Source organism: Nonomuraea sp. NPDC049684, assembly GCF_044465345.1.
Taxonomy (GTDB): domain Bacteria; phylum Actinomycetota; class Actinomycetes; order Streptosporangiales; family Streptosporangiaceae; genus Nonomuraea.
Window position 1 is genome coordinate 560,529 of record NZ_JBITLO010000001.1, and the last position, 25,510, is coordinate 586,038.

26 protein-coding genes and 1 pseudogene are annotated in these 25,510 nt (G+C 74.3%); 13 read left to right on the plus strand and 14 right to left on the minus strand.

All coding sequences use genetic code 11. The features are described from left to right. Nucleotides 1-17 precede the first annotated feature (17 nt). Entirely contained in the window at nucleotides 18-1,832 is a 1,815-nt protein-coding gene (locus ACIBST_RS02615) for a hypothetical protein (RefSeq protein WP_397168454.1), read from the minus strand. Between the two features lie 21 nt (nucleotides 1,833-1,853). After that, nucleotides 1,854-2,309, minus strand: a complete 456-nt coding sequence (locus tag ACIBST_RS02620) for a hypothetical protein (RefSeq protein ID WP_397168456.1) — start codon at nucleotides 2,307-2,309, stop codon at nucleotides 1,854-1,856. A 177-nt stretch (nucleotides 2,310-2,486) separates the two neighbouring features. Here ACIBST_RS02620 and ACIBST_RS02625 point away from each other — a divergent pair, with 177 nt between their 5' ends. Both ACIBST_RS02625 and ACIBST_RS02630 read left to right on the plus strand, forming a co-directional pair. After that, nucleotides 2,487-3,239, plus strand: a complete 753-nt coding sequence (locus ACIBST_RS02625; RefSeq protein ID WP_397168457.1) for a DNA-formamidopyrimidine glycosylase family protein — start codon at nucleotides 2,487-2,489, stop codon at nucleotides 3,237-3,239. Beyond that, nucleotides 3,236-4,294 carry a spore photoproduct lyase family protein gene (locus ACIBST_RS02630; RefSeq protein WP_397168459.1) on the plus strand — a complete coding sequence of 353 codons (1,059 nt, stop codon included), beginning with the start codon at nucleotides 3,236-3,238 and terminating at the stop codon, nucleotides 4,292-4,294. The genes ACIBST_RS02625 and ACIBST_RS02630 overlap by 4 nt, the downstream gene beginning before the upstream one ends. 180 nt (nucleotides 4,295-4,474) lie before the next feature. Here ACIBST_RS02630 and ACIBST_RS02635 read toward each other — a convergent pair whose 3' ends face one another. Next, nucleotides 4,475-5,710, minus strand: a complete 1,236-nt coding sequence (locus ACIBST_RS02635; protein WP_397168461.1) for an MFS transporter — start codon at nucleotides 5,708-5,710, stop codon at nucleotides 4,475-4,477. Nucleotides 5,711-5,819: 109 nt separating this feature from the next. On the opposite strand from ACIBST_RS02635, the gene ACIBST_RS02640 reads away from it, so the two are divergent. Next, a complete protein-coding gene (locus ACIBST_RS02640) occupies nucleotides 5,820-6,062 on the plus strand; it encodes a hypothetical protein (protein WP_397168463.1) in 243 nt (80 codons plus the stop codon). Between the two features lie 69 nt (nucleotides 6,063-6,131). Here the strand turns inward: ACIBST_RS02640 and ACIBST_RS02645 are convergent, their stop codons facing one another. Beyond that, on the minus strand, nucleotides 6,132-6,719 hold the full coding sequence (locus tag ACIBST_RS02645; protein WP_397168464.1) for a TetR/AcrR family transcriptional regulator: 588 nt from the start codon (nucleotides 6,717-6,719) through the stop codon (nucleotides 6,132-6,134). 67 nt (nucleotides 6,720-6,786) lie between these two features. On the opposite strand from ACIBST_RS02645, the gene ACIBST_RS02650 reads away from it, so the two are divergent. The 3 genes from ACIBST_RS02650 (at nucleotide 6,787) to ACIBST_RS02660 (ending at nucleotide 9,644) form a co-directional block, all read left to right on the plus strand. After that, entirely contained in the window at nucleotides 6,787-7,557 is a 771-nt protein-coding gene (locus ACIBST_RS02650; RefSeq protein ID WP_397168465.1) for an ATP-binding cassette domain-containing protein, read from the plus strand. A 32-nt stretch (nucleotides 7,558-7,589) separates the two neighbouring features. Continuing rightward, on the plus strand, nucleotides 7,590-8,339 hold the full coding sequence (locus ACIBST_RS02655; protein WP_397168466.1) for a class I SAM-dependent methyltransferase: 750 nt from the start codon (nucleotides 7,590-7,592) through the stop codon (nucleotides 8,337-8,339). An 84-nt stretch (nucleotides 8,340-8,423) separates the two neighbouring features. Next, nucleotides 8,424-9,644, plus strand: a complete 1,221-nt coding sequence (locus ACIBST_RS02660; protein WP_397168467.1) for an MFS transporter — start codon at nucleotides 8,424-8,426, stop codon at nucleotides 9,642-9,644. A 3-nt stretch (nucleotides 9,645-9,647) separates the two neighbouring features. Here the strand turns inward: ACIBST_RS02660 and ACIBST_RS02665 are convergent, their stop codons facing one another. After that, entirely contained in the window at nucleotides 9,648-10,223 is a 576-nt protein-coding gene (locus ACIBST_RS02665; RefSeq protein ID WP_397168469.1) for a D-alanyl-D-alanine carboxypeptidase family protein, read from the minus strand. Between the two features lie 87 nt (nucleotides 10,224-10,310). Between ACIBST_RS02665 and ACIBST_RS02670 the strand changes: the two genes are divergently transcribed. Both ACIBST_RS02670 and ACIBST_RS02675 read left to right on the plus strand, forming a co-directional pair. After that, nucleotides 10,311-11,006 (plus strand): response regulator transcription factor, encoded by a 696-nt coding sequence (locus tag ACIBST_RS02670; protein WP_397168471.1) that lies wholly within the window; start codon nucleotides 10,311-10,313, stop codon nucleotides 11,004-11,006. Then, nucleotides 10,999-12,114, plus strand: coding sequence for a sensor histidine kinase (locus ACIBST_RS02675; RefSeq protein ID WP_397168472.1), 1,116 nt, complete (start codon nucleotides 10,999-11,001; stop codon nucleotides 12,112-12,114). Before ACIBST_RS02670 ends, ACIBST_RS02675 begins: the two co-directional genes overlap by 8 nt. On the opposite strand, the gene ACIBST_RS02680 is transcribed toward ACIBST_RS02675, so the two are convergent. Further along, the gene (locus tag ACIBST_RS02680) at nucleotides 12,074-12,895 is read right to left on the minus strand and encodes a helix-turn-helix domain-containing protein (RefSeq protein ID WP_397168474.1); all 822 of its coding nucleotides are present in this window, start codon (nucleotides 12,893-12,895) and stop codon (nucleotides 12,074-12,076) included. The two genes, ACIBST_RS02675 and ACIBST_RS02680, sit on opposite strands and share 41 nt — an antisense overlap. Before the next feature lie 101 nt (nucleotides 12,896-12,996). On the opposite strand from ACIBST_RS02680, the gene ACIBST_RS02685 reads away from it, so the two are divergent. Beyond that, a complete protein-coding gene (locus ACIBST_RS02685) occupies nucleotides 12,997-13,821 on the plus strand; it encodes a phytanoyl-CoA dioxygenase family protein (protein WP_397168476.1) in 825 nt (274 codons plus the stop codon). A gap of 39 nt (nucleotides 13,822-13,860) precedes the next feature. Here the strand turns inward: ACIBST_RS02685 and ACIBST_RS02690 are convergent, their stop codons facing one another. From ACIBST_RS02690 to ACIBST_RS02700, 3 genes are all read right to left on the minus strand, one after another. Beyond that, entirely contained in the window at nucleotides 13,861-16,353 is a 2,493-nt protein-coding gene (locus tag ACIBST_RS02690; RefSeq protein ID WP_397168478.1) for a hypothetical protein, read from the minus strand. Nucleotides 16,354-16,434: 81 nt separating this feature from the next. Beyond that, nucleotides 16,435-17,040, minus strand: a complete 606-nt coding sequence (locus ACIBST_RS02695; RefSeq protein ID WP_397168479.1) for a cysteine hydrolase family protein — start codon at nucleotides 17,038-17,040, stop codon at nucleotides 16,435-16,437. Nucleotides 17,041-17,066: 26 nt separating this feature from the next. Then, nucleotides 17,067-18,308 (minus strand): MFS transporter, encoded by a 1,242-nt coding sequence (locus tag ACIBST_RS02700; RefSeq protein WP_397168481.1) that lies wholly within the window; start codon nucleotides 18,306-18,308, stop codon nucleotides 17,067-17,069. A 130-nt stretch (nucleotides 18,309-18,438) separates the two neighbouring features. Between ACIBST_RS02700 and ACIBST_RS02705 the strand changes: the two genes are divergently transcribed. Next, a complete protein-coding gene (locus tag ACIBST_RS02705) occupies nucleotides 18,439-19,389 on the plus strand; it encodes a LysR family transcriptional regulator (protein ID WP_397168482.1) in 951 nt (316 codons plus the stop codon). Between the two features lie 15 nt (nucleotides 19,390-19,404). On the opposite strand, the gene ACIBST_RS02710 is transcribed toward ACIBST_RS02705, so the two are convergent. Then, nucleotides 19,405-19,749, minus strand: coding sequence for a hypothetical protein (locus ACIBST_RS02710; protein WP_397168483.1), 345 nt, complete (start codon nucleotides 19,747-19,749; stop codon nucleotides 19,405-19,407). A gap of 236 nt (nucleotides 19,750-19,985) precedes the next feature. On the opposite strand from ACIBST_RS02710, the gene ACIBST_RS02715 reads away from it, so the two are divergent. The 3 genes from ACIBST_RS02715 to ACIBST_RS02725 all read left to right on the plus strand — a co-directional run bounded on the left by ACIBST_RS02715 (nucleotide 19,986) and on the right by ACIBST_RS02725 (nucleotide 22,399). Continuing rightward, entirely contained in the window at nucleotides 19,986-20,588 is a 603-nt protein-coding gene (locus ACIBST_RS02715) for a cadmium resistance transporter (protein ID WP_397168485.1), read from the plus strand. Between the two features lie 121 nt (nucleotides 20,589-20,709). Further along, complete coding sequence (locus ACIBST_RS02720) at nucleotides 20,710-21,363, plus strand: hypothetical protein (protein WP_397168486.1); 654 nt, start codon at nucleotides 20,710-20,712, stop codon at nucleotides 21,361-21,363. Nucleotides 21,364-21,415: 52 nt separating this feature from the next. Continuing rightward, a complete protein-coding gene (locus ACIBST_RS02725; RefSeq protein WP_397168488.1) occupies nucleotides 21,416-22,399 on the plus strand; it encodes a hypothetical protein in 984 nt (327 codons plus the stop codon). On the opposite strand, the pseudogene ACIBST_RS02730 reads toward ACIBST_RS02725, so the two are convergent. From ACIBST_RS02730 to ACIBST_RS02745, 4 genes and pseudogenes are all read right to left on the minus strand, one after another. Continuing rightward, nucleotides 22,293-22,586: pseudogene (locus ACIBST_RS02730) on the minus strand (helix-turn-helix domain-containing protein); the annotation flags it as partial. The gene ACIBST_RS02725 and the pseudogene ACIBST_RS02730 sit on opposite strands and share 107 nt — an antisense overlap. A 73-nt stretch (nucleotides 22,587-22,659) precedes the next feature. Beyond that, on the minus strand, nucleotides 22,660-23,784 hold the full coding sequence (locus ACIBST_RS02735; protein WP_397168490.1) for a hypothetical protein: 1,125 nt from the start codon (nucleotides 23,782-23,784) through the stop codon (nucleotides 22,660-22,662). A gap of 46 nt (nucleotides 23,785-23,830) precedes the next feature. After that, a complete protein-coding gene (locus ACIBST_RS02740; protein WP_397168492.1) occupies nucleotides 23,831-24,325 on the minus strand; it encodes an RNA polymerase sigma factor in 495 nt (164 codons plus the stop codon). Nucleotides 24,326-24,415: 90 nt separating this feature from the next. Then, entirely contained in the window at nucleotides 24,416-25,372 is a 957-nt protein-coding gene (locus ACIBST_RS02745) for a MerR family transcriptional regulator (protein ID WP_397168494.1), read from the minus strand. Between the last annotated feature and the right edge of the window lie 138 nt (nucleotides 25,373-25,510).

Sequence of the window (25,510 nt, forward strand, 5' to 3'; positions counted from 1 at the left end):
TCCGCGAAGGCGGCGCACTACTCGGCGACCGGGTCTCGTCGCGCGCCGGTGACCGGATCCCGGTACGGCGCCATCATCCGGGCGAAGGTCGCGGCGGAACCGGCCCCCTCGCCGCCGTCCGCGACCGCGTCCCCGGCGGGCTCCGCGGCGGCGGTCAGCGAGCGAGCGCCGCCGAACCGCTTCTCGCAGCCGATCTCGACGGACTCCTCGAAGAACCCGATCTCGATGGTGATCGTGATCCGCGCCCGGCCGACCGCGTCGCCGCCCTCGTACCCCAGCTCCAGGTAGAGCTCGATCGAGGCGGAGACCAGGCCGAGGGCGTCCACCTCGCCGCGGGCGCGGAAGTAGCGCAGCGCGCGGACCCCGTCGGGCGGCAGCACGATCCCGAACCAGCCGCCGCCGCCGAACAGCGAGACGGTGAGCCGGAACGGCGCGTCCCTGCGGCAGAACGCGAACCCGATCTCCAGCGGCCGGGTGCCCGCGAACGGCAGGTCCAGGTAGGCGTTCAGGGAGATGTTCTCCAGGCTGAAGACGCCGATCGCCAGGTTCGGCAGCGGCGTCCCGTACCTCGCCAGCACGCCGCGCGGGGAGACGTCGAGCGTCGGCGGGTCGCTGAACCCGTCGAGCGGGATGATCCGGCGCAGCGTCTCGGCGAACGACAGCGCCCCGACGAATTCGACGTTCCGGAACGCCACCTCGACCTCGGGCTTCTCACCGGCCCGCGCGGTGAACCTGATCCGCCGGAAGTCCAGCCGCATCGCCTCCAGCACGCCCGGCAGCAGCACCAGGTCGAACTCCTCCAGCGTGCAGGTCACGTCGGCGGCCGGGCGGATGTCGGGCCGCAGCGCGGCGCGCAGGTCGACGACCATGGAGAGGCGGCCCTCGCGCGCCGGGTCGCCGGAGCCGTCGTGCGGGACGAAGACCGGCTGCTCGCCCTCGCGCAACGACCAGGGCTGAATGCCGGGCGTCCACTCCAGCCGGACGGCGACGGACTCCGGCAGCCGCAGGCCGGCCCCGGCGCTCTCGATCGCCTGCCGCAGCGGCAGCACCCCGGCGGGGGCGTCGTCCCAGATGGCCAGGGCCTGCCGCAGGTGGCCGACCTCGACGGGCGGCGGCACGTACGGCCGGTGCCCCGGCTCGGTGAACGGCCCGCGGTCGCTGGTGAGGTGGACGAGCGCGGCCCGGTCGGCGGGCGTCAGCGACGTGGTGAGCGGGTCGGGCGGCGGATCGACCGGCGTGTCGCCGGGGAAGTCCCTGGTCCATACGGCCCTGGCCCGCGTGTCGCGCACCCGCGTGTGCCACAGCTCCACCCGGTCCGCGTCGTCGGCGGGGGCCGTGCGGTGGGTCCAGCGCGGGTCGGGGGGCGGTGACAGCAGCAGCCGGTACGGCAGCTCGATCGTGGTCCGCGGATCCCCCGCCGGGTCGCGCAGCGGGCCGGCCGGGCCCTCGTCGCCCACCGTGCGCAGCGGCAGCCGTCTCATGGCCGCCAGCAGGCCCTCGGCGGTGTACGGCACCTCGTCCTCGGGCCCCACGACGAAGACCAGCACGGTCCGCCCGCTGATCCGGGAGACGACGGGAGGCGCCGGATGGGGCTGTACCGGGACGGGATCGGGCGGCCCGGCCCCGGCCGACTCGAAGAACGCCTGCTCCACGACGTGCTGCGCGGCGAACGTGACGACGATCAGCCCCTCGCGCTCCGGCGTGGTCCTGACCAGGATCCGGCCGGCCGCCGGGCGCCTGAACGACAGGCCGGGAAAATCGAAGCGCAGATCCGCCAGGTCGGCGGTGCGGACCAGGCGGACCTGCTCCGGCTCCTCCGCGGGACCGGTCAAGGCTTCACCACCCTTTCCCGCTCAGCCGACGAAGGGGGACGCGAAGGCGAACTGCTCCCGGTGAACCAGGTCGGTGACCTGGACGGAGCCCACGGCGCGGTCGAACCGGAAGGGGTTGTCGTCCGGGACGCTCCGGGTGCCGCAGAACGCGGTCTGCCCGTTCTGGAGGTGCATGGCGGTGCACCGGGCGTTGCCGGGGAGCGGGTCGAGCGTGGCGGTCAGGGTCTCGACCTCCACCGCGGAACCCGTGCCGTTGAAGACCTCGGTCTGGGCCTGCTTCCAGGAGGCTCCGGTGCCCCAGATGCAGGCCCGGGCCGACAGGCCGGGGAAGACCGCGCTGGAGACCCAGCTCCCGCACGTCGGGTCGGCCGCCCGGACGCTGCTCGCCTGGGCCGCGCCGGGCGCCGTCATCGCCGCCCCTGCCACGGCCGTCGCGAGGAGGGCCCCGGACAGGGTCCTCGCCGTTCTGTCGTTCATCGTGCACGTCCTTCCGTGGGACGGTCCGATCGCCCGGGCAATCGTCGCTCTGCGTGAGTGATCGCTTACATCGCGTCCATGCTGTTGGTGCGGGAGGGCGGCGGGCAACGTTCGGTCCACTCAGTGGACCGGCCGCGCGTAGCGCGTCGGCGCAGCTCACAGGGGTATGGCCCCGGCATGCCCGAAGGACATCTCATCCACCGGCACGCCGCTGGGCAGCACGCGGACCTGGCCGGGCGGACGGTGCTCGCCGCGGGACCGCAGGGCCGGTTCGACGCGCGGCCGTGGGACGGGCGGGTGCTGACGGAGGTGGAGGCGGTCGGCAAGCACCTGCTGTACCACTTCGCGGACGCGCCCACCGTCCACGTCCACCTGGGCATGCGGGGCATCTTCCTGCGGTACGACGATCCGGGGACGTCGCCGCGGCCCGGCACCCGGTTGCGGCTGGCGACCGGCGAGGTGGCCTACGACCTGATCGCGCCTTCGCGGTGCGAGGCGCTGACCCGCGGGCAGGTGGCGGCGTTGCGGGACTCGCTCGGGCCCGATCCGCTGCGCGCGGACGCCGTGCCGGAGCAGGCCGTGGCCCGGCTGACCGCGTTCGGCGGGCCGGTGGGCGCGGCCGTGCTGGACCAGAAGGTGTGGTCGGGCATCGGGAACGCGTGGCGGGCCGAGCTGCTGTTCCTCGTCGGCCTGCATCCGAACGCCCGCGGCGTCTCCGCCGAGACCGCCGGGCGGCTGTGGGACACGGCGGTCAGGCATCTCGCTCTCGGCCGGGACGCCGGGCAGGTGGTGAGCGACCCGGACGCCCCCTCCGAGCGCTGGGTGTACCGGCGCGAGCACTGCCGAAGCTGCGGCGCACCCGTGCTGACCTGGCAACTCGCGTCCCGGACCGCATATTCTTGCCCCATGGAACAGCCGGAGCGGCCGTGACCGGCCTCCTCGACGTCCGGCGGATCTACGCCGAGCCCGCGGCGGCCGCGCTGCCGCGCGGCCGGGAGGTCCTCGCCAGGTTCCCCGGCGCGGAGATCGTCGAGGTCGAGAGCCACCACCGCATCCCCGAGCTGTACGGCGACGAGGCGAACGTGGCCCGCTGGGTGCGGATCAAGACCGAGGCGCTCGTGCTCGGCGTCAAGAAGTCGCTGACGGCCCGGCCCAACGGCCGCTCGGCCGACTTCATCGCGCCCTCCACGGCCAACGGCTGCGCGATGGCGTGCGCCTACTGCTACGTGCCCCGGCGCAAGGGTTACAGCAACCCGATCACGGTGTTCGCCAACATCGACCAGATCACCGGCTACCTGCGGCGGCACGCGGGCCGTCAGGGCGTCAAAACCGAGCCCAACCAGGTCGATCCCCGCCTGTGGGTGTACGACATCGGCGAGAACTCCGACTGCTCGCTCGACGCCACGATCTGCGACAACGTCCGGGACCTGGTCGAGCTCTTCCGCGACCTGCCCAACGCCAAGGCCAGCTTCGCCACCAAGTACGTCAACCGCGACCTGCTCGGCTGGGACCCTCGGGGGCGTACGCGGGTGCGGTTCAGCCTCATGCCCGCCGCCGACTCCAAGCTCCTGGACATCCGCACCTCGCCGGTCGCCGAGCGCATCGACGCGATCGACGACTTCGTCGCGGCCGGTTACGAGGTTCACGTCAACCTGAGCCCGGTGGTGGTCCGGGACGGCTGGCTGGAGGACTGGGCCGAGCTGCTGGAGCGGCTCGACGACGCGCTGTCGCCCGAGGCGCGCGCCCAGCTCGCCGCCGAGGTGATCTTCCTGACCCACAACGACCGGCTCCACCAGGTCAACCTGGGCTGGCATCCGAAGGCCGAGGAGGTGCTGTGGCGGCCTGAGCTGCAGCAGGCCAAACGGTCGGAGACGGGCGGCTGGAACGTCCGCTACCGCAACGGCCACAAGGGCCGCTACGTCGCCGCCCTCACCGGGCTGATCGCCGCCAGGCTCCCCTACTGCCGCATCCGCTACGCCTTCTGACGGCCTGACCCGGCCTCGGGCCCGGGAAACCAGGCGCCGTCCGGGACGTCGAGCCAGTCGTGGGCGGCGGCCAGCTCGTCCCCGGCCCGGTGGAGGGCGCGCAGGCCGGATGGTCGTCGTCGGCGCGGAGTCGGCCGGGCAGCTGGGCGACCGCGCGTCCCGCGCCCTGGGGTGGCGCCGTCACGCCGGCGAACCGACCTGGGGCGCGCGGCCGGTTCTCGGACGGCCGCGTGACTCGCGGACGAAGGACAGCGCCACCGCGCCCGCCACCGGCCCGGCGGCCAGGGTGGCGAACGCGGCCGAGAAGGAGCCGCTGGCCTGGTAGACCGCCCCCACCACGACCGGCACGGTCACGCTGCCCAGTTGCGCCACCGCGTTCGTCGCGCCCGCCGCCGAGCCGGCCAGCGCCGTCCCCGACAGGCCGGGCACCATGGCGATCAGCAACGGCGAGTACAGGTACGCGCCCAGCCCCGCGAACCCGGCCGTCACCAGGAAGGCCGTCTCCGTCTCCATGCCGCCGAACAGCAGCAGGCAGCCGGCGAAGGCCACCAGCACGGCGACCGCCGGGCGTTTGCGTCCCCGTCCGGCCAGGTCGGTGGCCAGGCCGATGACCGGTTTGCCCACCGCGCCCGCCGCCGCGAACACCACGACGACCGTCCCGGCCGCCACCGGGTCGAGCCCGTGCCCTTTCACCATGAGGGTGTTGGACCAGGTCACGAAGCCGTACGTGCCCCACAGCCCGCCGAAGCCGGCCAGGCCGATCAGCAGCAGGTCGCGGTCGCGGGCCAGGCCGCGCACCGACGGGCGCGCGGCCGGCGGCTCGTGCCGGTCGCGCAGCAGCGTCAGGCACACCAGCGCGAGCCCCATCGACACGATCCCGAACAGGTGGTACGAGGCCCGCCAGTCGTACCACTGGATCAGCCGGGGCACGAGCACGTTGGCGATCATCGTGCCGAGCGAGGAGGCCATGGTGAACACCCCCATCGCCAGCCCGCGCTCCCGCTCGCCGAACCAGGACGCGATGAGCTTGACGCCCGCCGCGAAGTCGGCCCCCGCGCAGAGCCCGATCAGCGCCTGCACCGCGATCCCGGCCCCGGCGGACGGCACGGACCCGAACGCGATCATGAAGCCGCCCGCCGTGAACAGCGACCCCGACAACACCACCCGGCTGCCGATCCGGTCGCCGAGCAGCCCGCCGCCGAGGTTGGACAGCACGTAACCGACGTAGTACGCCGTCGCGAACGCCCCCAGCCCCGCCAGCGAGACCCCCAGCGCCTCGCCCGCCTGCAACGACGCCGGCCCCCAGGTGGACCGGTCGACGGAGGTCATGGTGAGCGAGGCCCAGCACAGCAGCAGCACCACCCACCGCCGCAGGGACCTGGGCTCGACCGGCGGTGACACCGTGTAATCGCTCACGTGCGGTCACGCTACTGCCTCATCGCACGCCTTGTGACTCTCTGTACTTGAGATATGACAATCTGCTACTCTCGGCGGTCCTTCCAGACCACGTCGAGGGGATCTCGAAATGTTCAAGAGAAGACGCGGATCAGCCGGTCTCGCGATCGCCGCCGCCGTGGCCGGCGCCCTGGCCTTCACCGCGCCGGCCGGCCCGGCCCACGCGGCCGCGCCCGTGCCACTGCCCCACCCCTACCCCGGCTTCGGCCCCGCCTGGCCGGCTCCGGCGGGCACGGCCCACGCCCACAAGTCCGCCCCGGCCGCTTCCGGCAGCCAGGGCCTGCTGAACAAGATCGCCTCCGGGGTGTCGTGACCCCCTGACCGGCAGGGCGCCGGGCGTCGGCGCACGACCACGCCCGGCCTGCCCACTCCCCCGCACCCCTCAGGCGCCCGGCGCCCCGGGGGTGTCGCCGGCGAAGTGCCGCAGAACCATCTCGATCAGCGCGTCGACGTCGGCCTCGACCATCGGCTCGCCGGTCATGCCCATCCGGTGGAGCAAGGTGCCGACGACGACGTCGATGTAGAGCAGGACGCGCTGCTCCGGCTCGCCGAGCGCCTCCTGGAGCGCGAGCCGGTACGGGTCCTGGAACCGGGTGGACAGGACCTCGCGCAGGGCCGGGTCGCTGACGGCGTCGCTGAACACCCCCGCGAACGCGTCGCCCGTGCCCGGCTCGCTGATCTTCCCCGCGATCCAGCGGATGGTCGAGGACATGATCCCGGCCCGGTCGGCGCCCTCCAGCGGCGCCGGGCCGAACGCGTCGAGCAGGCAGTCGACGATCAGCTCGCCCTTCGTCGGCCAGCGCCGGTAGACCGTCGTCTTCGCCACCCCGGCCGCGGCGGCGATGCGCTCGACGGTGGCCCGCGCGTAGCCGAGCTCGTGGACGGTGCGCAACGTGGCGGCGAACACCTCGGCGTTGACGCCGGCGCGCGGGCGACCGGGCGGTCTGGCGGGAGTGCTCGCTCGGGACATGCCTGAACGATATCCGATTGCGCTACCGTAAGTATCGATACTTCAGGTAGCGGAATTGGAGGACCCCATGACCGGCAGCCGCGATCCGAGCCGGGCACACCGCCCCGCCCCCGAGCCGCCCGAGGCCGTCCCGCCGCCGGAGCCGGGCGGGGGCGGGCTGCTGCGCCCGCACGTCCCGGCGTTCGTCGCCGTCGTCGTGGCGCAGGTGATCGGCGCGGTCGCGGGCCTGGCGCCGCTGCTGGCGGTCGTCGAGGTGGGCCCCGTCCTGCTGTCGCCGGGCCCGGTGGACGCCGGTCGCGTCCGGGCCGCGGTGCTCGCGGGCGTGGCCGGGCTGTTCGTGCGGCTGCTGCTGACGGGCGCGTCGTCGGCGCTCGGGCACGTGCTCGACGGCCGGGTGCAGCTGTCGTTACGGCGGCGGCTGGCCGACCGGCTCGGGCGCGTGCCGCTCGGCTGGTTGTCCGCCCGCCGCACGGGCGAGCTGGCCAAGGTGGTGGGCGAGGGCGGGGCGCTGCTGTCCGGCGGTGAGCGTCAGCGCGTCTCGATCGCGCGGGCGCTGCTGAAGGACGCCCCCGTCGTGCTGCTGGACGAGGTGACCTCCGCGCTGGACCCGGTGAACGAGGCGGCCGTCCAGGAGGGCGTCGAGCGCCTGATGGCGGGGCGGACGGTGGTCATGGTCGCCCATCGCCTGCGGACCGTCCGGCGCGCCGACCGCGTCGTCTTCCTCGACGGCGGCCGGATCGTGGAGGCGGGCGGCCACGACGAGCTGCTGCGCCGCGGCGGCCGGTACGCCGGCTTCTGGAACGTCCCGGCGGCCGTCCCGGGCTCGAAAATGGAGTGAACCGGCTGGATCACGTGCGTACTGTGATCAAGGTGGATCCAGCTGACTTCTACACCGGTCTGGTCGCGGAGCTCTACGGGCCGCTGAAATCCGTCTCCCAGGACCCGGAGCCCTATGCCGCCTTCGTCGAGCGGGCCGGCGTCCCCGCGCTGGAGCTGGGGTGCGGGGACGGCGATCCCCTGCTGGAGCTGCGCCGGCGCGGCCTGGAGGTCGACGGCGTCGATTCCTCCGCGGACATGCTGGCCCGGCTCCGGCGCCGGGCCGGCGAGCTGGAGGTGCCCGTGACGCTGTTCCACCAGCGCATGGAGAGCCTGCGCCTGCCTCGCCGCTACCGGGCGATCTTCCTCGCCGGGCCGACCTTCACCCTGCTCCCCGACGACGCCACGGCGCTGGCCGCCCTGCGCGGCATCCGGGCCCACCTGGACGAGGGCGGCGTCGCGCTGGTGCCGCTGTTCACCCCCGGCCCTGTCCCGGCCGACCAGCTCGGCCGGGCGCGCACGGCCGTCGCCCCCGACGGCGCCGCGCTGCGGGTGTCCGTCGTCTCCCAGCGCCGCGACGAAGCCGCCCGGACGCAGACGACCCTCCTGCGCTACGAACGCCACCACGGCCCGGACGTCACCGTCGCCGAACGCCCGTGGGTCCTGCACTGGTACCCCCGCGAGCTGTTCGCGGAGCTGGCCGCGGCCGCGGGCCTGGCCGTGACCGCCGTCACCGACCCGGACGGCCACCCCGCCCCGGCCCACGCCACCGACCTGCACGTCCACCTCGAACCCGCCGCCTGACGCGGCGGCGGGCCCGCGCGATGTCGTCGTGCGTCTCGGCGTGTTCGCGGCACGTCCACCGGGCCGCCCGAGGCATGATGCCCCATGCCGAACACGCAGGCCAGGAGCCTGTTTCCGGTCGAACTAGGGCGTAACGGGCTGCTGGTCGTCGCGGCTCGGGCGCTGCGGACCTTCGGGTACGGCTGCACCAGCGTGCTCCTCGCCGAACTGCTCACCCAGGACGGCGACGCCCCCTGGCAGACCGGCCTGCTGCTGGCCGTGGCCGCCGCCGGATCGGTGTTCGCGAGCCTGCTGCTGGGCCTGTTCGCCGACGCGTGGGGGCGGCGCCGGACGCTGATCGCCTGCGGCTGCCTGATGGCGGTGACCGGGGTCGTGTTCGCGCTCAGCGAGTCCTACCCCGTCCTGATCGCCGCCGCCTTCATCGGGACGATCTCGCCCTCCACCAACGACAACACGCCCTTCTCCGGGGTCGAGCAGGCCATCCTCGCCCAGACCTGCGCCCCGGCCCGGCACACGTCCGTCTTCACCTGCTACAACGTCACCGCGCTGGCCTCCGGCGCGCTGGGCGCGCTGGCCGCCGCCGCGCTCGGGCTGCAGACCTGGACGTCGGCCCCCGACGCCGCCTTCGCCCTCTACGCGCTCCTGGCGGCCGGGACGGTGACGCTGTTCTGGCGCCTGACGCCGCAGGCCGAGCCGCCCCGGACCGCGGCCCCCGGCCAGGACCGGCGTCGCGGGCGGGCTCCCGGCCGGATCCGGCTGCTGGCCGGGCTGTCCGCCCTGGACGCGCTGGCCGGCGGGCTGGCCGTCCAGGCGGTGCTGGCCTGGTGGTTCGCCCATCGCTTCGGCGCGACGACCACCCAGCTCGGCCTGGTGTTCTTCGCCGCCAACCTGCTGCCGGCCCTGGCCCAGCTCACCGCGCCGCTGCTGGCCGCCCGGCGCGGCCTGCTGGCCACGATGCTCCTCCCCCACACCGTGGCCAACCTGCTGCTGGCCTGCATCCCGTTCGCCCCGGACCTGGCCACCGCCGTCGTCCTGCTGCTGCTCCGGCAGACGGTGTCCAAGATCGACGTGCCGGCGCGGCAGGCGTTCACGGCCGCGGTCGTCCCGCCGGGGCAGCGTACGGCCGCCGCCAGCATGACCAGCCTGGCCCGCAGCGTCGCCGTCTCGGTCGCGCCGATCGCCGCCACCACCATGCTGACCGGCACGCTGGCCGCGCTGGGCGCTCCCCTGCTGCTCGGCGCGGCCCTGGGCCTGGGCTACGACCTGGCGCTCTGGCGCGCCTACCGCGGCGTGCCGTTGTCCTGACGGTCACCGCCGCAGCCTCGGGTCGCGGGTCGGGTCGGCGTACATGCGCGGGCAGCCGCGCTCGACGGCATTCGGGCGCAGTTCGTAGTGCCAGGGCTCGTTCCGGTAGATCTGGCACAGCCCGTACGCGGCGCCGTGCGCCGACAGCCATCCGGCGGCCTCCGCACCCAGGTCGACCGCGTCCCCCGACACGTGCAACGACGTGTCCGGGGAGGCGACCCATCGGGCGGCCTCCCGCTCCGAGCCGTACCGGGCGACCGCCTCCCGGCGCAGCCGTTCCTGGTAGGCCGGGGAACGCCGGCCGCTGTTGACGACGAACTCGACCCCGTCGCCCGCGGCCCCGGCCGCCGCCCGGCGCAGGGCCCCGAGCAGCTCGGCGTCGAGGCCGGCGACGGCCGGGATCCCGTCGTCGAAGACCGTCACACCGTCGGGCACGGCCCCCTCGGCCGCGACGGTCTGTGACGCCGCCCGGTGGACGACGACGCCGGCCGCGAGCGTCACGCCGAGGACGACGAGCGCGGCCACCGGGGCCGACCGGGTCCGGCGGGCTGCCGTTCGTGCTGGTCCGCTGGTCATCATGCCGCCAGTCAAGGCGGCGGGCCGTTGCCGGCCCGTATGGGATTTTTCATATGCCGGCGATAGGCCCCGGGCCGTACGGTCAGGGGTATGCGGGTACTGATCGTCGAGGACGAGCCCTATCTGGCCGAAGCCGTCCGCGACGGCCTGCGCCTGGAGGCGATCGCCGCCGACATCGCCGGCGACGGGCACACCGCCCTGGAGCTGCTGAGCGTCAACGCCTACGACATCGCCGTCCTCGACCGGGACGTCCCGGGCCCCTCGGGTGACGAGATCGCCGGGCACATCGTCGCCTCCGGCAGCGGCATGCCCATCCTCATGCTCACCGCCGCCGACCGGCTCGACGACAAGGCCAGCGGGTTCGAGCTGGGCGCCGACGACTACCTCACCAAGCCGTTCGAGCTGCGCGAACTCGTGCTCCGGCTCAGAGCGCTCGACCGCAGGCGGTGCCACAGCAGGCCGCCGGTGCGCGAGATCGCGGGCCTGCGCCTGGACCCGTTCCGCCGCGAGGTCTTCCGCGACGGCCGCTACGTCCCGCTCACCCGCAAGCAGTTCGCCGTGCTGGAAGTCCTGGTCGCCGCCGAGGGCGGGGTCGTCAGCGCCGAAGAGCTCCTGGAGCGGGCGTGGGACGAGAACGCCGACCCCTTCACCAACGCCGTCCGCATCACGGTCTCGTCCCTCCGCAAGCGCCTCGGCGAGCCCTGGGTGATCGCCACCGTGGCGGGGGTCGGCTACCGCATCGACACTGCGCCCGCCGCCGGGTGCGAGGGGCAGGACCATGGATAGGGCCCCCGGCCTGAGCGTGCGGCTCAAGCTCACCCTGAGCTACGCCGGGTTCCTCCTGGTCGCGGGCCTCCTGCCGCTCGGCGCGGTGGGGGTCTACTACATGCGCGGCCTCCCCGACGACGCCATCTACTCCACCGGCGACTTCCTGATCAACCGCTCGGCCATCGTGCGGTCGTTCGCCCCGGTCGCGGCTGTCGTGCTGGCGTTCCTGCTGGTGTTCGGGCTGGTGGGCGGGTGGCTGCTGGCCGGGCGGATGCTCGCGCCCCTGACCCGCATCACCGACGCCGCCCGCAGGGCCACCGGCGGCTCGCTGTCCCACCGCATCCGGCTGCCGGGCCGCGCGGACGAGCTGCGCGAGCTCGCCGACGCCTTCGACACCATGCTCGTCCGGCTCGAAGCGCACGTCGCCGAGCAGCGGAGATTCGCCGCCAACGCCTCCCACGAGCTGCGCACCCCGCTCGCCGTCGCCCGGACGCTGCTCGACGTCGCCCGCACCGACCCCACCCGCGACCCCGCCGAGCTCGTCGACCGCCTCCACCTGGTCAACACCCGGGCGATCGACCTCACCGAGGCGTTGCTCCTGCTCAGCCGCGCCGACCAGCGGTCCTTCCCGCGCGAGCGCGTCGACCTGTCGCTGATCGCGGAGGAGGCCGTCGAGACGCTGCTCCCCCTGGCCGAGCGGCGCGGCCTCGCCGTCGAGACCGCCGGCGACCCGGCCCCCGCCACCGGCTCACCCGCGCTGCTGCTCCAGATGGCGACGAACCTCGTGCACAACGCCATCGTGCACAACCTGGCCGGACAGGGCACGGTGTGGGTCACGACCGCCGTGCACGCCGGGACGGCGACCCTCGCCGTCGAGAACACCGGCGACGAGCTGCCCCGGGACGTGGTGCCCACGCTGGTGGAGCCGTTCCGGCGCGGCACCGAGCGGGTCCGTGCCGATCACGCGGGGGTCGGGCTGGGGCTGGCGATCGTCGGCAGCATCGTCCGGGCGCACGACGGGACGCTCGACCTCGTCCCCCGCCCGTCCGGCGGCCTGCGCGTCACCGTGCGCCTCCCGGCGGGCGTCACGGCGGGCATCCCCCGTCGGCGGTCGCCCGCCGTCTGAACTCGGTGGGGGTCAGGCCGGACGACTCGCCGAAGGCGCGGTAGAAGCTCGACCGCGTCTGGAAGCCGCTGGCGTGCGCGACCCGGTCGACGCCCCAGCCGGTGACCAGCAGCAACCGGCAGGCGTGGGCGACCCGCAGCCGGGTGACGTACTGCCAGACGGGCATGCCGAGGGCCTGTTTGAAGGCCAGGGCCGCGTAGGTGGGGTGCACCCCGGCGGCGTCGGCGATCTCCTCGACCGACAGCCGGTCGGTGTAGCGGCGGGCGATCACGGCCAGCATCCGCTCGGCCGATCCGGCCGCCGCCGCCTCGGCAGGCGCCGTCCCGCGCGGCCCGCCGGTCAGGCGGGCCAGCCGGGCGTGCATCTCCAGCAGGCAGACCTCGGCCACATCGGGGGCGGGCTCGTGGCGCAGCTCCCGGTCCCAGCGGCTCATGAGGAAACGGTCGTGCTCGCCCTCGGCGGCGGTGCCGTACAGGAACTCTCCCGACAGCGCCCGCTCGACCGCGCCGCGCAGCGGGTCGTGGCCGATGACGGCGCTCAGCGGGACGGTGGCCCAGAGGAAGTCCACGCCCTCGGCCGTGAGCAGCCGGTGCGGGTAGCCGCCCCAGAAGACGGCGAGCCGGCCGGGCGGCAGGTCCACCTCGCCGCCGGCGGTCGCGTACCTGGCGGTGCCCGACAGGACGAGGTTGAACTCGACCTCGGGGTGGAGGTGGGAGCGGGGCATGGGGCCCGACGTCACGTGGAACGCCTGCAGGCCGATGACCTGGGCGAGGGATCGCACACCTTGAGGATATGCGACATCTCCGATCTTCCGGGTGGATGACCGGAATGAGGTCGTCGCGGCAGAGTGGCGGCATCTCACCACACCCCGGAGGTTCCACCATGTCCGAGCTGGACGACTTCCTGTTCGACCTCAACGGCTACCTGATCCTCAGGAACGCCGTGGACGCGGATCTGCTGCGGCGGCTCAACGAGGAGTTCGACGCCTTCCCCCGCCACCTGGCCAGGGGCGAGTGGTACCGGGGCGCCCAGCGCCGCGACTACACCCCGGAGACCGGCTTCGAGCTGCACCAGGCGGTGGCGGCGGGCCGGCCGTTCGAGGAGCTGGTCGACCACCCGAGCTGGTTCGACCTGGTCAGGCACTACGCGGGCGAGGAGGACAGCTACATCCCCGGCGTCTTCGTGGACGAGACGATCGCCTCGATCCGCGAGTCGGGCGGCCACCACCCCGTGCACTCCGGCGGCTACCGGACCGCGCTGCGCTGCGGCTACCGCTACGACCACGGCGTCTTCCGCTGCGGCCAGGTCAACATCATCCTCGCGCTGACCGACATCGGCGAGGGCGACGGCGCGACGATGGTGGTGCCGGGCTCGCACAAGTCGAACTTCCGGCACCCGCTGGGCGGCGACTACGCCAGGGGCGACCGCATGGACACCCTGCCGGGCGCGATCCCCGTCCACCTGGAGAAGGGCGACGCGCTGCTCTTCGTGGACGGGCTCATGCACGGCGGCTCCACCCGGACCAACCCCGGCGAGCGCCGCGTGGTCATCTACCGCTACGGCCCGGTATGGGCGGGCAGCAGGTACGGCTACGTCTACGACGAGTCCTGGCTCGGCGGACTGACCGAGCGGCGGCGCAAGGTGCTCCACCCGGTGCCGCACGTCCACGTCGGCGACCCCTGTCCCGCGGAGCCCGGCGACAGGTGAGCGACGGTGCCCCCCGGGGTCGGCGCCGGGGTCGGCGGGTCAGCGGCGGGGGCAGGCGAACTCGTCGTGCGGGCCCCAGGTGGTCTTCACGTCGCCGCCGTCGCGGCGGCCGCACTCCATGGCCACCACCGGCCCTTGGGGGGTGTCGCGCAGGATGAGGAACCGCTTGTCGGACGGCACGACGGTCACCGCGCCCGACGCGTTGCGGGGATCGCTCGGGTAGACGATCGTCCCCGTCGCGCCGCGCAGGCCGGCGTCGCCGCCGACGCCGAAGGAGGACAGGACCTGCACCGAGCCCCGCCCGCACCCCGCCGCCTTGTTGAGCTGGCAGACGGTGTTGACGGCCGTGGCCATGGTCATGAGGGCGTCGTAGGCGAGCGGCCCGCGCCAGTGGTCGTACCAGGCGTCGTGGCCGTAGGCGGCGGAGTAGCGGGCGAGGTACTCCTTGCCCATCTCGTTCGGCGGCCGGCTGGGCAGCGCGTGCGCCGAGTAGTACAGCGTGACGCCGTCGAACGACAGTTGCTGCGCCCGCGTCACCGTGGTGGTGACGTCGGCCCCGGCCAGCACGGTGAGGGCGCTCGGGCAGGCGTTCTTGCCCTTGACGGTCTGCAGGAAGTCGCGCAGCCGCTGGGCCCGTCCCGGCCACAGGACCAGGGTGCGCCGCGGGTCCTTGGCGACGATCGCGCAGGTCTCGTCGGCCAGCGCCGGCAGGCTGTACACGGTCTTGCCGCCGGGCTGCGGGCTCTTGTTCGACGGCGAGAACCACAGCCGGGTGCTCGGCCGGAACTCGGCGGCGAAGTCGTCGCTGAGGGTCTTGCTGTAGTCGTCGTCGGGATCGCCGATGACGACGGCCGACGCGGCGGGGGCGCAGGTGCCGTCCGCGGCGGGGATGACGCCGGCGTTCCTGACGAAGGCCGCGATGAGCCGGGCCTGCTCCGGGTTGTCGTAGGAGACCTGGTGATAGAGCGGGTGCGACTGGAAGGTCTCGGAGGTGGCGCCGATGCCCAGCATGGGCAGGCCGCCGTCGCCGAGGATCCGCTGGGCCTCGATCGTCTCCTTCCTGCTCTCGCCCAGCCCGATGACGCCGAGCACCTTCCGGTCCGGCTGGGCCGCGATCCGGCGCGCGATCTCGGGCGCCTTCGCGTACCCGGCCCCGGCCTCCTGGACGTTCACCCGCACGAAGACGTTGCCGTCGTAGTTGCGCCGGCTGTGCGGGGTGGCCTCCGCCATGTCGTTCATCTTCTGCTGGGCCAGCCGGATCCCGCGCAGCTCGGGGAGCACGCCGTTGTACTCGGGGTGCTCGAAGGCCGCGACGCCGGAGCCGAGGTACACCACGGTCTTGACGGTGTATCCCTGCTTCTCCTTGGCCTCGACCCTGGCGTTCTCGGCCTCGATCCGCTGCTTGTCGGCGGCGTAGAGGCTCTTCGCCCCGGCGGCGTCGGGGACCGGGGAGGTCGGGCTCGCCTGGCCGGGCGCCGGTCGCGCGAGGCACGAGGTGTCCGGCGGCCGGATCGGGGGCAGCCAGGGGATCGCGAGCACCGCCGCCAGGCCGACGGCGGCCAGGCCCTGCGCCACGGCCTCCGTCGCGGCGAGCGCGGGGCTGCCGAGCCGCACGGGGATCCTGCTCCGGCCCGCCAGGGCGGCGGCGTCGAGGCCGCCGGTCCCCTGGATGACGCCGTCCGCCGGGTCGAGGGCGGCCTTGCCGCCGGGAGCGCTCGCCGTCCACCGCAGGTCGGGGCCAGGGGCCTCGGCGTCGGACGCCGGCGCGGCGATCACGACCATGCGACGTACGCGGGTGTCCCGTACGGCCTCGGCGACGCGGTCGGTGAGCGCGGCGTCGCCGGTGACGAAGAGCACGAACCTGCTGCGGCGACGCCGCCGCCACGGCGACAGCCTGGGCGTGAAGGCCGCCTCCAGGTCGCACAGGAGCGCCCGGAGCAGGGCCCCCTCCTGCCTGTCCAGGTCGGGGCCCCACATGAGCCGGCCGGCTTCGGGGAAGAAGTCGGCCTTGTCGTGCCCGATGTAGCCGGGGAACCAGCCGCGGGTCCGGCGGCGCCACGACCAGCGGAAGACTCCGCGGATCGCCCAGCCCGCCACGATGAACAGCAGAACCTGGAAAAACAACGACAATCCGCCTACTTGGTTGGCACTCCGTACGAAATAGGCGAGATTTGGGTGAAGGTCGTGAAATGCCAGCTCTAATGCGCCGGTTGCCGGGTCACCGTCATTTATCGCTTTTATGGCTCGATAACGGGGAAAACGTACTGTGCCCCAGCCGCGTGGCGTCGTGTTGCCGAGCTGGACGACGATCCCGCCCAGGTCAACGGCCCCGTCGATCTCGGCGTACGGGACGAGGGGCCGGTCGTCCGCCGTGCGCAGCCGGCGGGCCAGCGCCTCGACCACGACGCCGGGGGCGGCCGCCCGGGCGCCCTTGAAGATCCGCACGACCAGCGCCGGAACGCCCCCGCGGGCCGTCACTCTTTCGTCGATCATCGAGGCGAACGCGTCGAAGTCGCCGTTCGAGGGAGCCATGCACCCAGTATTGGGGGCGCGGATGATCCGGCCCGCCCGCGATACGAAAGTGAAATCCAACCGGGCGGCGCGCGATCCCGCTCATCGGCGCTCGCGCAGGAGCGAGCGCAGCCCGGCGGTGTCGACGAGGTGGGCCAGTCTCGGGAACACGCCGCTCATCAGCGCCTGGTGGACGTGCCGGTCCGGGTCGGCGACCCCGTCCGACAGGACGTGCAGCCGGTAGTCGCGGTCGGCGGCGTCGGCGACGGTGGACAGCACGGCGCCGCTGGTGGTGAGCCCGGCGACGACCAGGGTGGTGACGCCGCGCGCCCGCAGCCGGCGGTCGAGGTCCGTCGTGGACAGCGCGCCCACCCGGGTCTTGCGGACGACCAGGTCCCCGGGCTCGGGCGCGACCCGCCGGTGGAAGTCCGCGCCGGGGTCCTCATGATGCAGCAGGCGTCCGCGCCCGATGAGCGAGAACGTCGGGTTGGCGGCCGGGATCGCCGCCCAGTCGGCCTCGGTGAAGCCGAGCCGCACGTGGACGACGGCGGCGCCGTGCGCGCGCATGCCGGCGGCGGCGTCGGCCACCCGGGACAGCAGCGCCTCCCGCTCCTCCGGGCCGGGGAGCGAGGCGAGCACGCCCTGCTGGAGGTCCAGGACGAGCAGCGCGGCCGTGCGGGGGTCGAGCTCGGGTGACGTGACGGTCATCGTCGTCTCCTTGGTGATGAGGGGTTTCAGGAGTGGGGCGCCGGCGCCGGCTCGGGAAGGGCCGCGGCGGCGCGCCGGGGAAGCAGCAGCGTGGTCGCCAGCACGAACAGGCCGGCCAGGCCGATGGCCGTACGGGGGCCGAGCAGCGCGCCCAGCACCCCCCACAGGGCCGTCAGCAGCGCGGTCGACGCCTTGGTCGTCACCGACCAGGCCGACAGCGTGCGGGTGATCCGGTCGTTCGGGGTGCGTTCGAGGCGGTAGGTGGCCGAGACGGGGTTGAAGACGCCGCAGCAGAAGATGAGCCCGAGTTCGACGCCCATCACCAGCAGCAGCCCTCCGGTGCCCGGCCCCACGAAGGCCAGCCCGACGGGCCACACCGCGCGCAGCGTCCCGGTCGCGACCAGGACGCGGTGCTGCCCGAACCGGGTGACCAGCGGACGGGCCAGCCGCGCCCCGAGCAGCCCGCCGATCGCGGGCACGGCGAAGGCGAGTCCGTACTGCCAGGAGGTGAACCCCAGCCGGCCGAGCATCAGGACGGCCAGCAGCGCGTCGGCGGCCATCAGCAGCCCGTTGAACAGGGCGGTGTTGAGGAACAGCGGGCGCAGCGCGGCGTCGGCGAGGATGTGGCGCCAGCCGTCGAGCAGGTCGCCCGCGCGCACGCGCGCGGGCTCCCGGCGTCCGGGGCGCGGCTCGCCGCCGCCCGTCGCGCGGACGCCCAGGGCCGACAGCAGGTAGCTGACCGCGTCGGCCACCACCGTCGCGACCGGGCCGAGGAGCGCGATGGCGGCGCCGCCCAGGGGCGGCCCGACGATGGTGGTCGTCCAGGTCGTGGACTCCAGGCGGGCGTTCGCGACGAGCAGGTGCTCGCCGGGCAGCAGCGCCTTGAGGTACGCCCCGGAGGCGGCGCGGAAGGTGATGTCGGCCGCCGCCACCACGACCGAGACCAGCAGGAGCTGGACGAAGGTGAGCACGCCGAGCGCGAACGCGGCGGGGATCGTCAGCAGCGCCGCGAACCGCGCCAGGTCCGCCCCGATCAGCACGGGCCGCTTGCGGCGGAACTCCACCCACGGGCCGAGCGGCACCGCCACGGCCGCGCCCACCGCCGCGCCGACGGCCGACAGCGCCGCGACCTCCGCCGGCCCGGCGTGCAGCACCTGGACGGCGATCAGCGGGAACGCGCCGAAGGCGAGCCACGTGCCGAGCGCGCTGGTGCCGTACGCCGCCCACAACCATCCGAACCGGCGGCCCAGCCGGTGCCCGTCCCTCATGTGCGATGCTTCCCGTCACTCGTACAACCGATATGCGATCGGGAGCATCCAATCGGGCCGGTGAGCAGGAGATCAAACAACCGGACGGCCCGATCCGCACAACCGGCGGTTGTGTCCGTAAGGTGTGCGCATGGACCTCGACATCGTCCGGACCTTCGTCGCCGCCGCCGAGGCGGGGCAGTTCCAGGAGGCCGCCGCCGACCTGGCGGTCACCCAGCAGGCCGTCTCCAAGCGCATCGCCGCCCTGGAACGCGACCTCGGCGTGCGGCTGTTCACCCGCACCCCGCGCGGCACGAAGCTCACCATCGACGGGCAGGCGTTCCTGCCGCACGCCCGCGAGCTGCTGCGGGTCGCCGAGCGGGCGGTCGCGTCCGTACGGCCGGGCAGCCGTCCGCTGCGGGTGGACGTGCTGGCCTCGCGCGGCGTGGGGTCGGGCCTGATGCGCGGCTTCCATCACGCCTACCCCGGCATCGACCTCGACGTGGTGATGCTGTTCGACATCGACGCGGCCGTCTCCGCCATCCGGTCCGGCACGATCGACGCCTCCTTCCGCGCCGTCGCCATGCCCGGCCGGCCCCTTCCCGACGACGTCGAGTCCGCCTGGGTGGCCGACGAGGCCCTCCAGCTCCTCACCGGCCCCGCCCACGCGCTGGCCGACGCCCGCTCGGTGACCCTCGGACAGCTCGCCGGACACCGGATCTGGATGCCCGGCCTCGCCCCCGGCACGGAGTGGACCGCCTTCTACGACGACCTGGTCGCCGAGTTCGGCCTCAGCATCGAGGCGACCGGCCCGAACTTCGGCTCCGACGTGCTGCTCGACACCATCGCCGACACCCCGGCCCTGGCCACGTTCATGGGCGACCGGACCCGGCTCGTCTGGCCCGCCGGTCACGGGCTGCGCCGCATCCCGGTGACCGGCCCCACGCCCGTCTACCCGCACTCGCTCCTGTGGCGCCGCGACAACCCGCACCCGGCGCTGGCCACCCTGCGCGCCCACCTGGCCGCCACGGCGGGCGAGCGCCAGGCCGGGACGTGGGCCCCGGCCTGGACGCGCGCGGGGGACGGCCGCCGGACGGGCTGACCGTCCCCTCGCCGGTCAGCCCTCCTGAGGTCCCTGGGTGACCCAGTAGTCGTGGAGCAGGGTGTTCTTGGGGCACCACTCCTCCGAGACCGACGTGCCGCCCACCATGGGCCCGGGCCGCTCCGGCTCGATCCCGCAGCGGATGTGGACCTGGTGCCAGTGCTGGTAGGTGCCGGGCGGGCAGACGGACCGCGCCCCGAACTGCTCGTACTTGATGACGCCGCCGCCGACGCGGTGGGTCTGCTCGGCCCGGCACGGCCCGTCGGCCGCCCGGAGATGCGGCCCGGCGTGCGCCGGGCCGGGGGGCGATGTCAGGGCGGCGGCGACGGCGGCGGCTGTGAGTGCGCTGCGTGCGCGCATGGTGGTCTCCTTCGGTCGGGGTCGGCGCAAGCGGCCGACGCGCTCCGGGACGCGGCCGGGCGTGCCCGCCCGCGTCCGGTGAACGACAGCGAAGCCGTCCCGGCGCGGTGTCCAACAGCGCCTCGGCCGTACTCGGCCGGACCCGTCCGGCGTGGGACGGCGCATCGGCGGCTCCCTGGCCCTCCTACGCCCCGGTAGGGTCATCCGGGCATCTCCGGACAGAAGGACCCCCTCTGGTGAATCTGGGCATCGTCGGGCAGGCCGCGGGGCTGTTCGCCGTCACCAACATCGACGACATCCTGATCCTGGCGTTGTTCTTCGCCCAGGGCGCGGGCAGGCGGGGCGCCGCCGTCCGGATCGTGGCGGGGCAGTACCTGGGGTTCCTCGCCCTCGTGGCGGTGGCCGTGGCGGCGGGCTTCGGGGCGACCTTCCTGCCCGGGTCGCTGATCCCGTACTTGGGGCTGCTTCCCCTCGCCCTGGGCGTCAAGGCCGCCTGGCAGGCGTGGCGGAACCGCCGCGACGGCGACGACGGCGAACCGGACGGCGAAGCGGACGGCGGCCCGAGGATCCTGGAGGTCGCCGCCGTCACCTTCGCCAACGGCGGCGACAACATCGGCGTGTACGTGCCGGTCTTCGCCACCGCCGGGCCGGGCGGCACCGGCGGGTACGTCGCCGTGTTCCTCGTCCTGGTCGGCGTGTGGTGCGCGGCCGGACGGCTCTTCGCCACCCGTCCCCTGGTCGCCCGCGCCCTGAGCCGGTGGGGGCACGTCCTGCTGCCCGCGGTGCTGATCGGCCTGGGCCTGCTCATCCTCGTCGGGGGCGGGGCCTTCGGTCTCTAGATCCGGGCGAACTTCGGCGCGGCTCCGAACCAAGGGCCGGGCGGGGGCGTCCAACAAGATCATGGCATCGGAAGGGGGTCCGGATGGTGATCCGCTCGGGCGGCGACCCGCGGGCGCGGGCATGGTGAAGCGCGGGCGCGCCGCCCGTCCGGCGCCGCGGATCGACGTGGCCCGCCTGCCCGAGGACGTCGTCGCGCTCGTGGACGCCCTCGAACCCGGCGAGAGCCTGGTCCTCACGCGGGACGGCGCGTCGATCGCGTCGATCTCCAGCACCGTCGACGTGGTCCAGGGCGCCGTGGTGGACCGCGCGGCGCCGGACGAGCCCGGCGAGCCGCCGCCGGTCGGCCACGACAGCGTGACGGTCGTGGCCACCGCGATGGAGCTGTCGAACGCCGCCCGGGTCGCGCTGTCCGACCGGCTCGGGGCCGACTACGTGGTGCTCGACATGCACGCCGCCCCGGCGACGGCCGACGTGCTGCTGGTGCCCGCCGGCAGCCCGCAGCTCATCGGCGGGCTGCGGTCGATGTTCCCGAAGGCCCGCGTGGTCGTCACCGAGATCGAGGACCCGGAGCTCGGCGTCCGGTACGACGGCCCGGTCCGGCGGCTGCTCGACGCCGGCGCGGACGCGTACCTGCCGCCGGCGACCGTCCCGGTGCTGGCCAGGCAGCTCGGCCACGTCCTTGACCAGGGGCGCGAGCTCACCGGCGGTGCCACGGCGCCGCTGCAGATCGCCCCGCCCCCCGCGGCGGACGGCGACCCGGAGGAGCGGGTCTAGCCCCGTCAACCGGAAGATTGCCGGAAATCGATCATCAGGCGACGATTGGCTCATGCGTCTGAACTTCCAGGTGGGCGACCTCGCGGCCACCCGGTTCGTGGTCTCGCCCCTGACCCACGCGATCTTCGTGGCCTTCAGCGTCCACCATCCCGAGCTGACCGAGAAGGGCTCGATCTGGCGGGACATCGCCGGGGCCGTGCCGCGCCGGACGCTGCCGCTGCTCGACATCCTCAACCGCGGCGCCTCCCGCGTCACCCTGCACGAGGGCCTGGTCACCTCGGAGGTGGCGCCGCCGATCGAGACCGCCGCGCTCTCCGACGAGCTCGACGCGCTCGCCGCCCTGGACACCCCGCCCGAGGAGCGCGAGTTCGGCGGCGACCTGTGGCGCTTCAGCGGGGTGCCGGGACGGCCCGACCTCGACATGGACCCGGCGCGGTTCCGCCGCGCCCTGGCCGACAGCATGTACGTGCTCTTCCACCGGTTCCTCGCCCCGGAATGGCCCGGCATGCGCCGCCGGCTCGAAGCCCGCCTGGCCGCCTACCAGGAGACGGTGGCGCGGATCGGGCTCGGCTCCGCGCTCAGCACCCTCAGCCCGCGGCTGTCCTGGGACGGCGGCGGCATGGTCGTCGCGGGCGGGCCGCCGATCACGGTCGATCTCGGCGGACGCGGCCTGCTGCTCCATCCGATCTCCGGCGCCTCCCCCCGCTACCTGGGCATCGCGACCACCCGGGACCGGCGCAGCTCGGTGCTCACGGTCCCGATGCCCGACGGCGGCCGCCAGGTGCTGCCGTCACCGCCCTTCGACACGCTCGCCGCGCTGGTCGGGCGGGCGCGGGCGCGGGTGATGCGGGCCGTCGGCGGACACGGCTGCCGTACGGACGAACTGGCCGGGCGGCTCAGGGTCAGCGCCTCCACCGCCTCCGAGCACGTCACCGTGCTGCGCAACGCCGGGCTGATCGCCACCCGCCGCGACGGCCGGGCCGTCCACCACCACCTGACCTCCCTCGGCGCCCGCCTGCTGGAGGCCAACGGCTGAACCCGAAGGCGTTGGCGAAGGCGAACTCCGAGCCGTAGCCGACCGCGGCGGCGACCGTGCTCAGCGCGGCGTCGCAGTCGCGCAGCATGCGCGCGGCCGTGCTCAGCCGCCACCAGGTCAGGTAGGACAGCGGCGGCCGGCCGACGAACTGGGTGAACCGGCGGGAGAACGCCGCGCGCGACAGCCGGGCGCGGCGGCCGAGTACCGCGGGCCTTCCACGAGACCCAGCGTGGACGGGCGGCCCGCCACCGGTCCGGGGCTCAGGCCGGGGAGGCGTCCGGGGAGAGGAAGTCGCGGACGAGACGGTCGTAACGGGCGCGGTCCACGTTCCACGCCTCCGTGTGCTCGCCCCGCTCGAACGGCTCGAACCGGATCTCCCACCCCAGCCGCCCGCCCGCGGCCACGAGCCCGTACGCCTCCCGGATCGGGTGCTCGGCGTCGGGGACGGTGTGGATCAGCAGCAGCGGCGGCCGGACCCGCGGCGGACGCCGGATCAGGCTGAGCCGGTCCGGATCGACCCCGGTGCGCCACCGGACGACCTGGTTCGACAGCCCGGCCAGGAAGCCGGGCAGATGATGGTTCTTGACGCCCTGTTCTGCGGTCATGCCGACGTCGATCATGGGGGCGTCCATGACGACCCGGTCGACCAGGGACGCCAGCGGCGACCGGTCCAGGAACTGGCCGACGACCTGGCCGCCCATCGAGGTGCCGTACAGGACGAACCGCCGCGCTCCCATGGTCCGCGCGTGGCGCAGGGCGGCCTCCAGATCGCGCCACTCCGAGTCGCCCAGGTGCAGCAGCCCGTCGGGCGAGGCGGGCGCGCCCTGGTCGTTGCGGTAGCTGATGTCCAGGAAGGGCAGCCGCAGCCCGTGCACGACGGGCAGGACCTTCAGCTCCGCCTTGCGCCGCCCGTTCTGGCCGTGGACGGCGACCACCCAGGTGTCGCCCTGGCCGGGCACGTACCAGGCCGGCGCGGGGCCCAGCTCGGTGGGCACCATGATCTCGCTGTAGCCGATCCCCCAGGCCACCTCGGGATCGCCGGGCGGCACGTTGCCGAACCAGCCGGGCGTGCCCGCCGAGGGGACGTGACCGCGCAGCACCTTGCGCGTCACCCGGTCGGCGGCGCCGGAGACGACGTCCCCGAGCATGGCGTACGAGCCGGTCCACTCCAGCCAGTACGTGCCCGGCTTGCCGGTCTCCGGCGTGCGGGTGAGCGTCACCAGGTCGCCCCGCACGGCCAGGACCTCGGTGTTGCCCGCGCCGTGGCGGACGACGCCGACCGACTGCTCGCTGCCGAACCAGGCCCCGGCCCCCGCCGCCCCGGCCAGGACGACGACCACCGCCAGGCCCGCGATCCACAGCCGCCGCTTCTTCAGTGCTCGCATGTATACAGAGTAAACTATCGGCGTTTACGGCGTATACATCGTCGGCTCAGGGGGTTCCGGCCAGGAGGTCCGAGAGCCGGTGCAGGCCGCGCGAGATGCGGGCCTTGACGGTGCCGATGGGCACGCGCAGGTGCTCGGCGATCTCCCGCTGGGTCAGGTCGGCGAAGTAGGCCAGCTCGATGGCCTGCCTCTGGGCGTCCGACAGTTCGGCGAGCGCGCGGTCGATCTGGTCGCGGTCGCCGAGCGCGTCGGGCGCCGGGCGGGCGCGTCCCGGCAGGTCTCCGGCCTCCTGCAGCGGCACGGTCAGCAGCCGCCGCGCCCGCAGATGGTCGACGGCGCGGCGGTGGGCGATGGCGAAGACCCACGCGGCCTGGCTGCGCCCGGGGTCGTACCGCCCGCGCGAGCGCCACACGTCGGCGAAGACGACCTGCAGCAGGTCCTCCACCTCCTGGGCGGGCACGAACCTGCGCAGGTAGGAGCGCACGGCGGGAGCGTGCGTGCGGTAGCACTCGCCGAGCGCTTCCTCGTCACTGGTGTCCATGCGCCTGCCCCTCACCGCAAAAACCTATTCAAAACTTATTCATACCGAGGCGTGGCAGGCGATCACAAGCTCATCGGGGGAAAGGGCGGCTCAAATCAAGGTCGACATGACGCATGCGACGGCGTCGGGCAGCGTCGAGACCCTGACGACGCCCGCGGGGACCGCGCCCTGCCAGCCGCGCCCGCCGACGACGATCCGGCAGGCCGGGCGCACCTGCGGCAGGGCGGCGAGCGGCGCGGTGTCGCCGGTCTCCGCCCGCTGCGACCAGACGAACACCGCCGCGGGAGCCAGCCGCCGCATCGCGTGCGCCAGCGCCGCGTAGGGGGTGCGGGCGCCGAGCACGCGGGTCTGCACGCCGCGCTCGGCGAGCGCGGCGGCCAGGGCGTGCACCGGAAGGCTGTGCTGCTCCTCCTCGGCACAGGCCAGGAGCACCGGCCGGTCCGGCCGCGGCGGCACGTCGCCGGCGAGCCGGTGCAGCGCCGCCTGGAGGTGGCCGGACAGCAGGTGCTCGGCGTCGATGCCGGAGCCGGTCGCGTCCTGGCCCCGGCAGACGGCGTCGAGCGCGGGCAGGAAGAGGTGCTCCCACGTCCACACCACGCCCTGCGCGGCCAGCGTCTCCTCGACCAGGGCGGCGACCGCGCGGCCGTCGAGCATGACCGCGGCGCGGGCCAGCGCGGCGACGACCTGCCGCGGCGCGGGCCGCCCGCCGGAGGGCCGCGGCGTGCGCCGGCCGCCGGAGGGGACGGCCGCCGGCCGCGCGCCGGACGGCGGCGCGGCGGGGGTGTCGGGGGTGTCGGGCAGCGCGAGGGCGAGCCTGGCCGCCTCGGCCGGCACCAGGCCGGTGGCGATCAGGCGTTTCATCTCGGCCAGCCGCCGCACGTCGGCACTGCCGTAGCGGCGGTGGCCGCCGGGGCTGCGGCGGCTGGGGCCCAGGCCGTAGCGCAGGTTCCAGGTGCGCAGCGTCGGCGCGGGGATGCCGAGGCGGCGGGAGACGGCTCCGATGCCGAATCCCGCCTCCTCCTCGCTGACCGGTGTGTCCTCGTCCATGGTGTTCCCGCTGCCGCTCGACGTGTCCGACTATCTTTTCGCGCTTGCGGGGTCCTTGGGCGCATGGCTGGGCGCGTCCGGCTTGATCCCGTTGTCCGGTGACGTGCAACCGGGCGCGCTCCTGGCACGAAAGCTGTT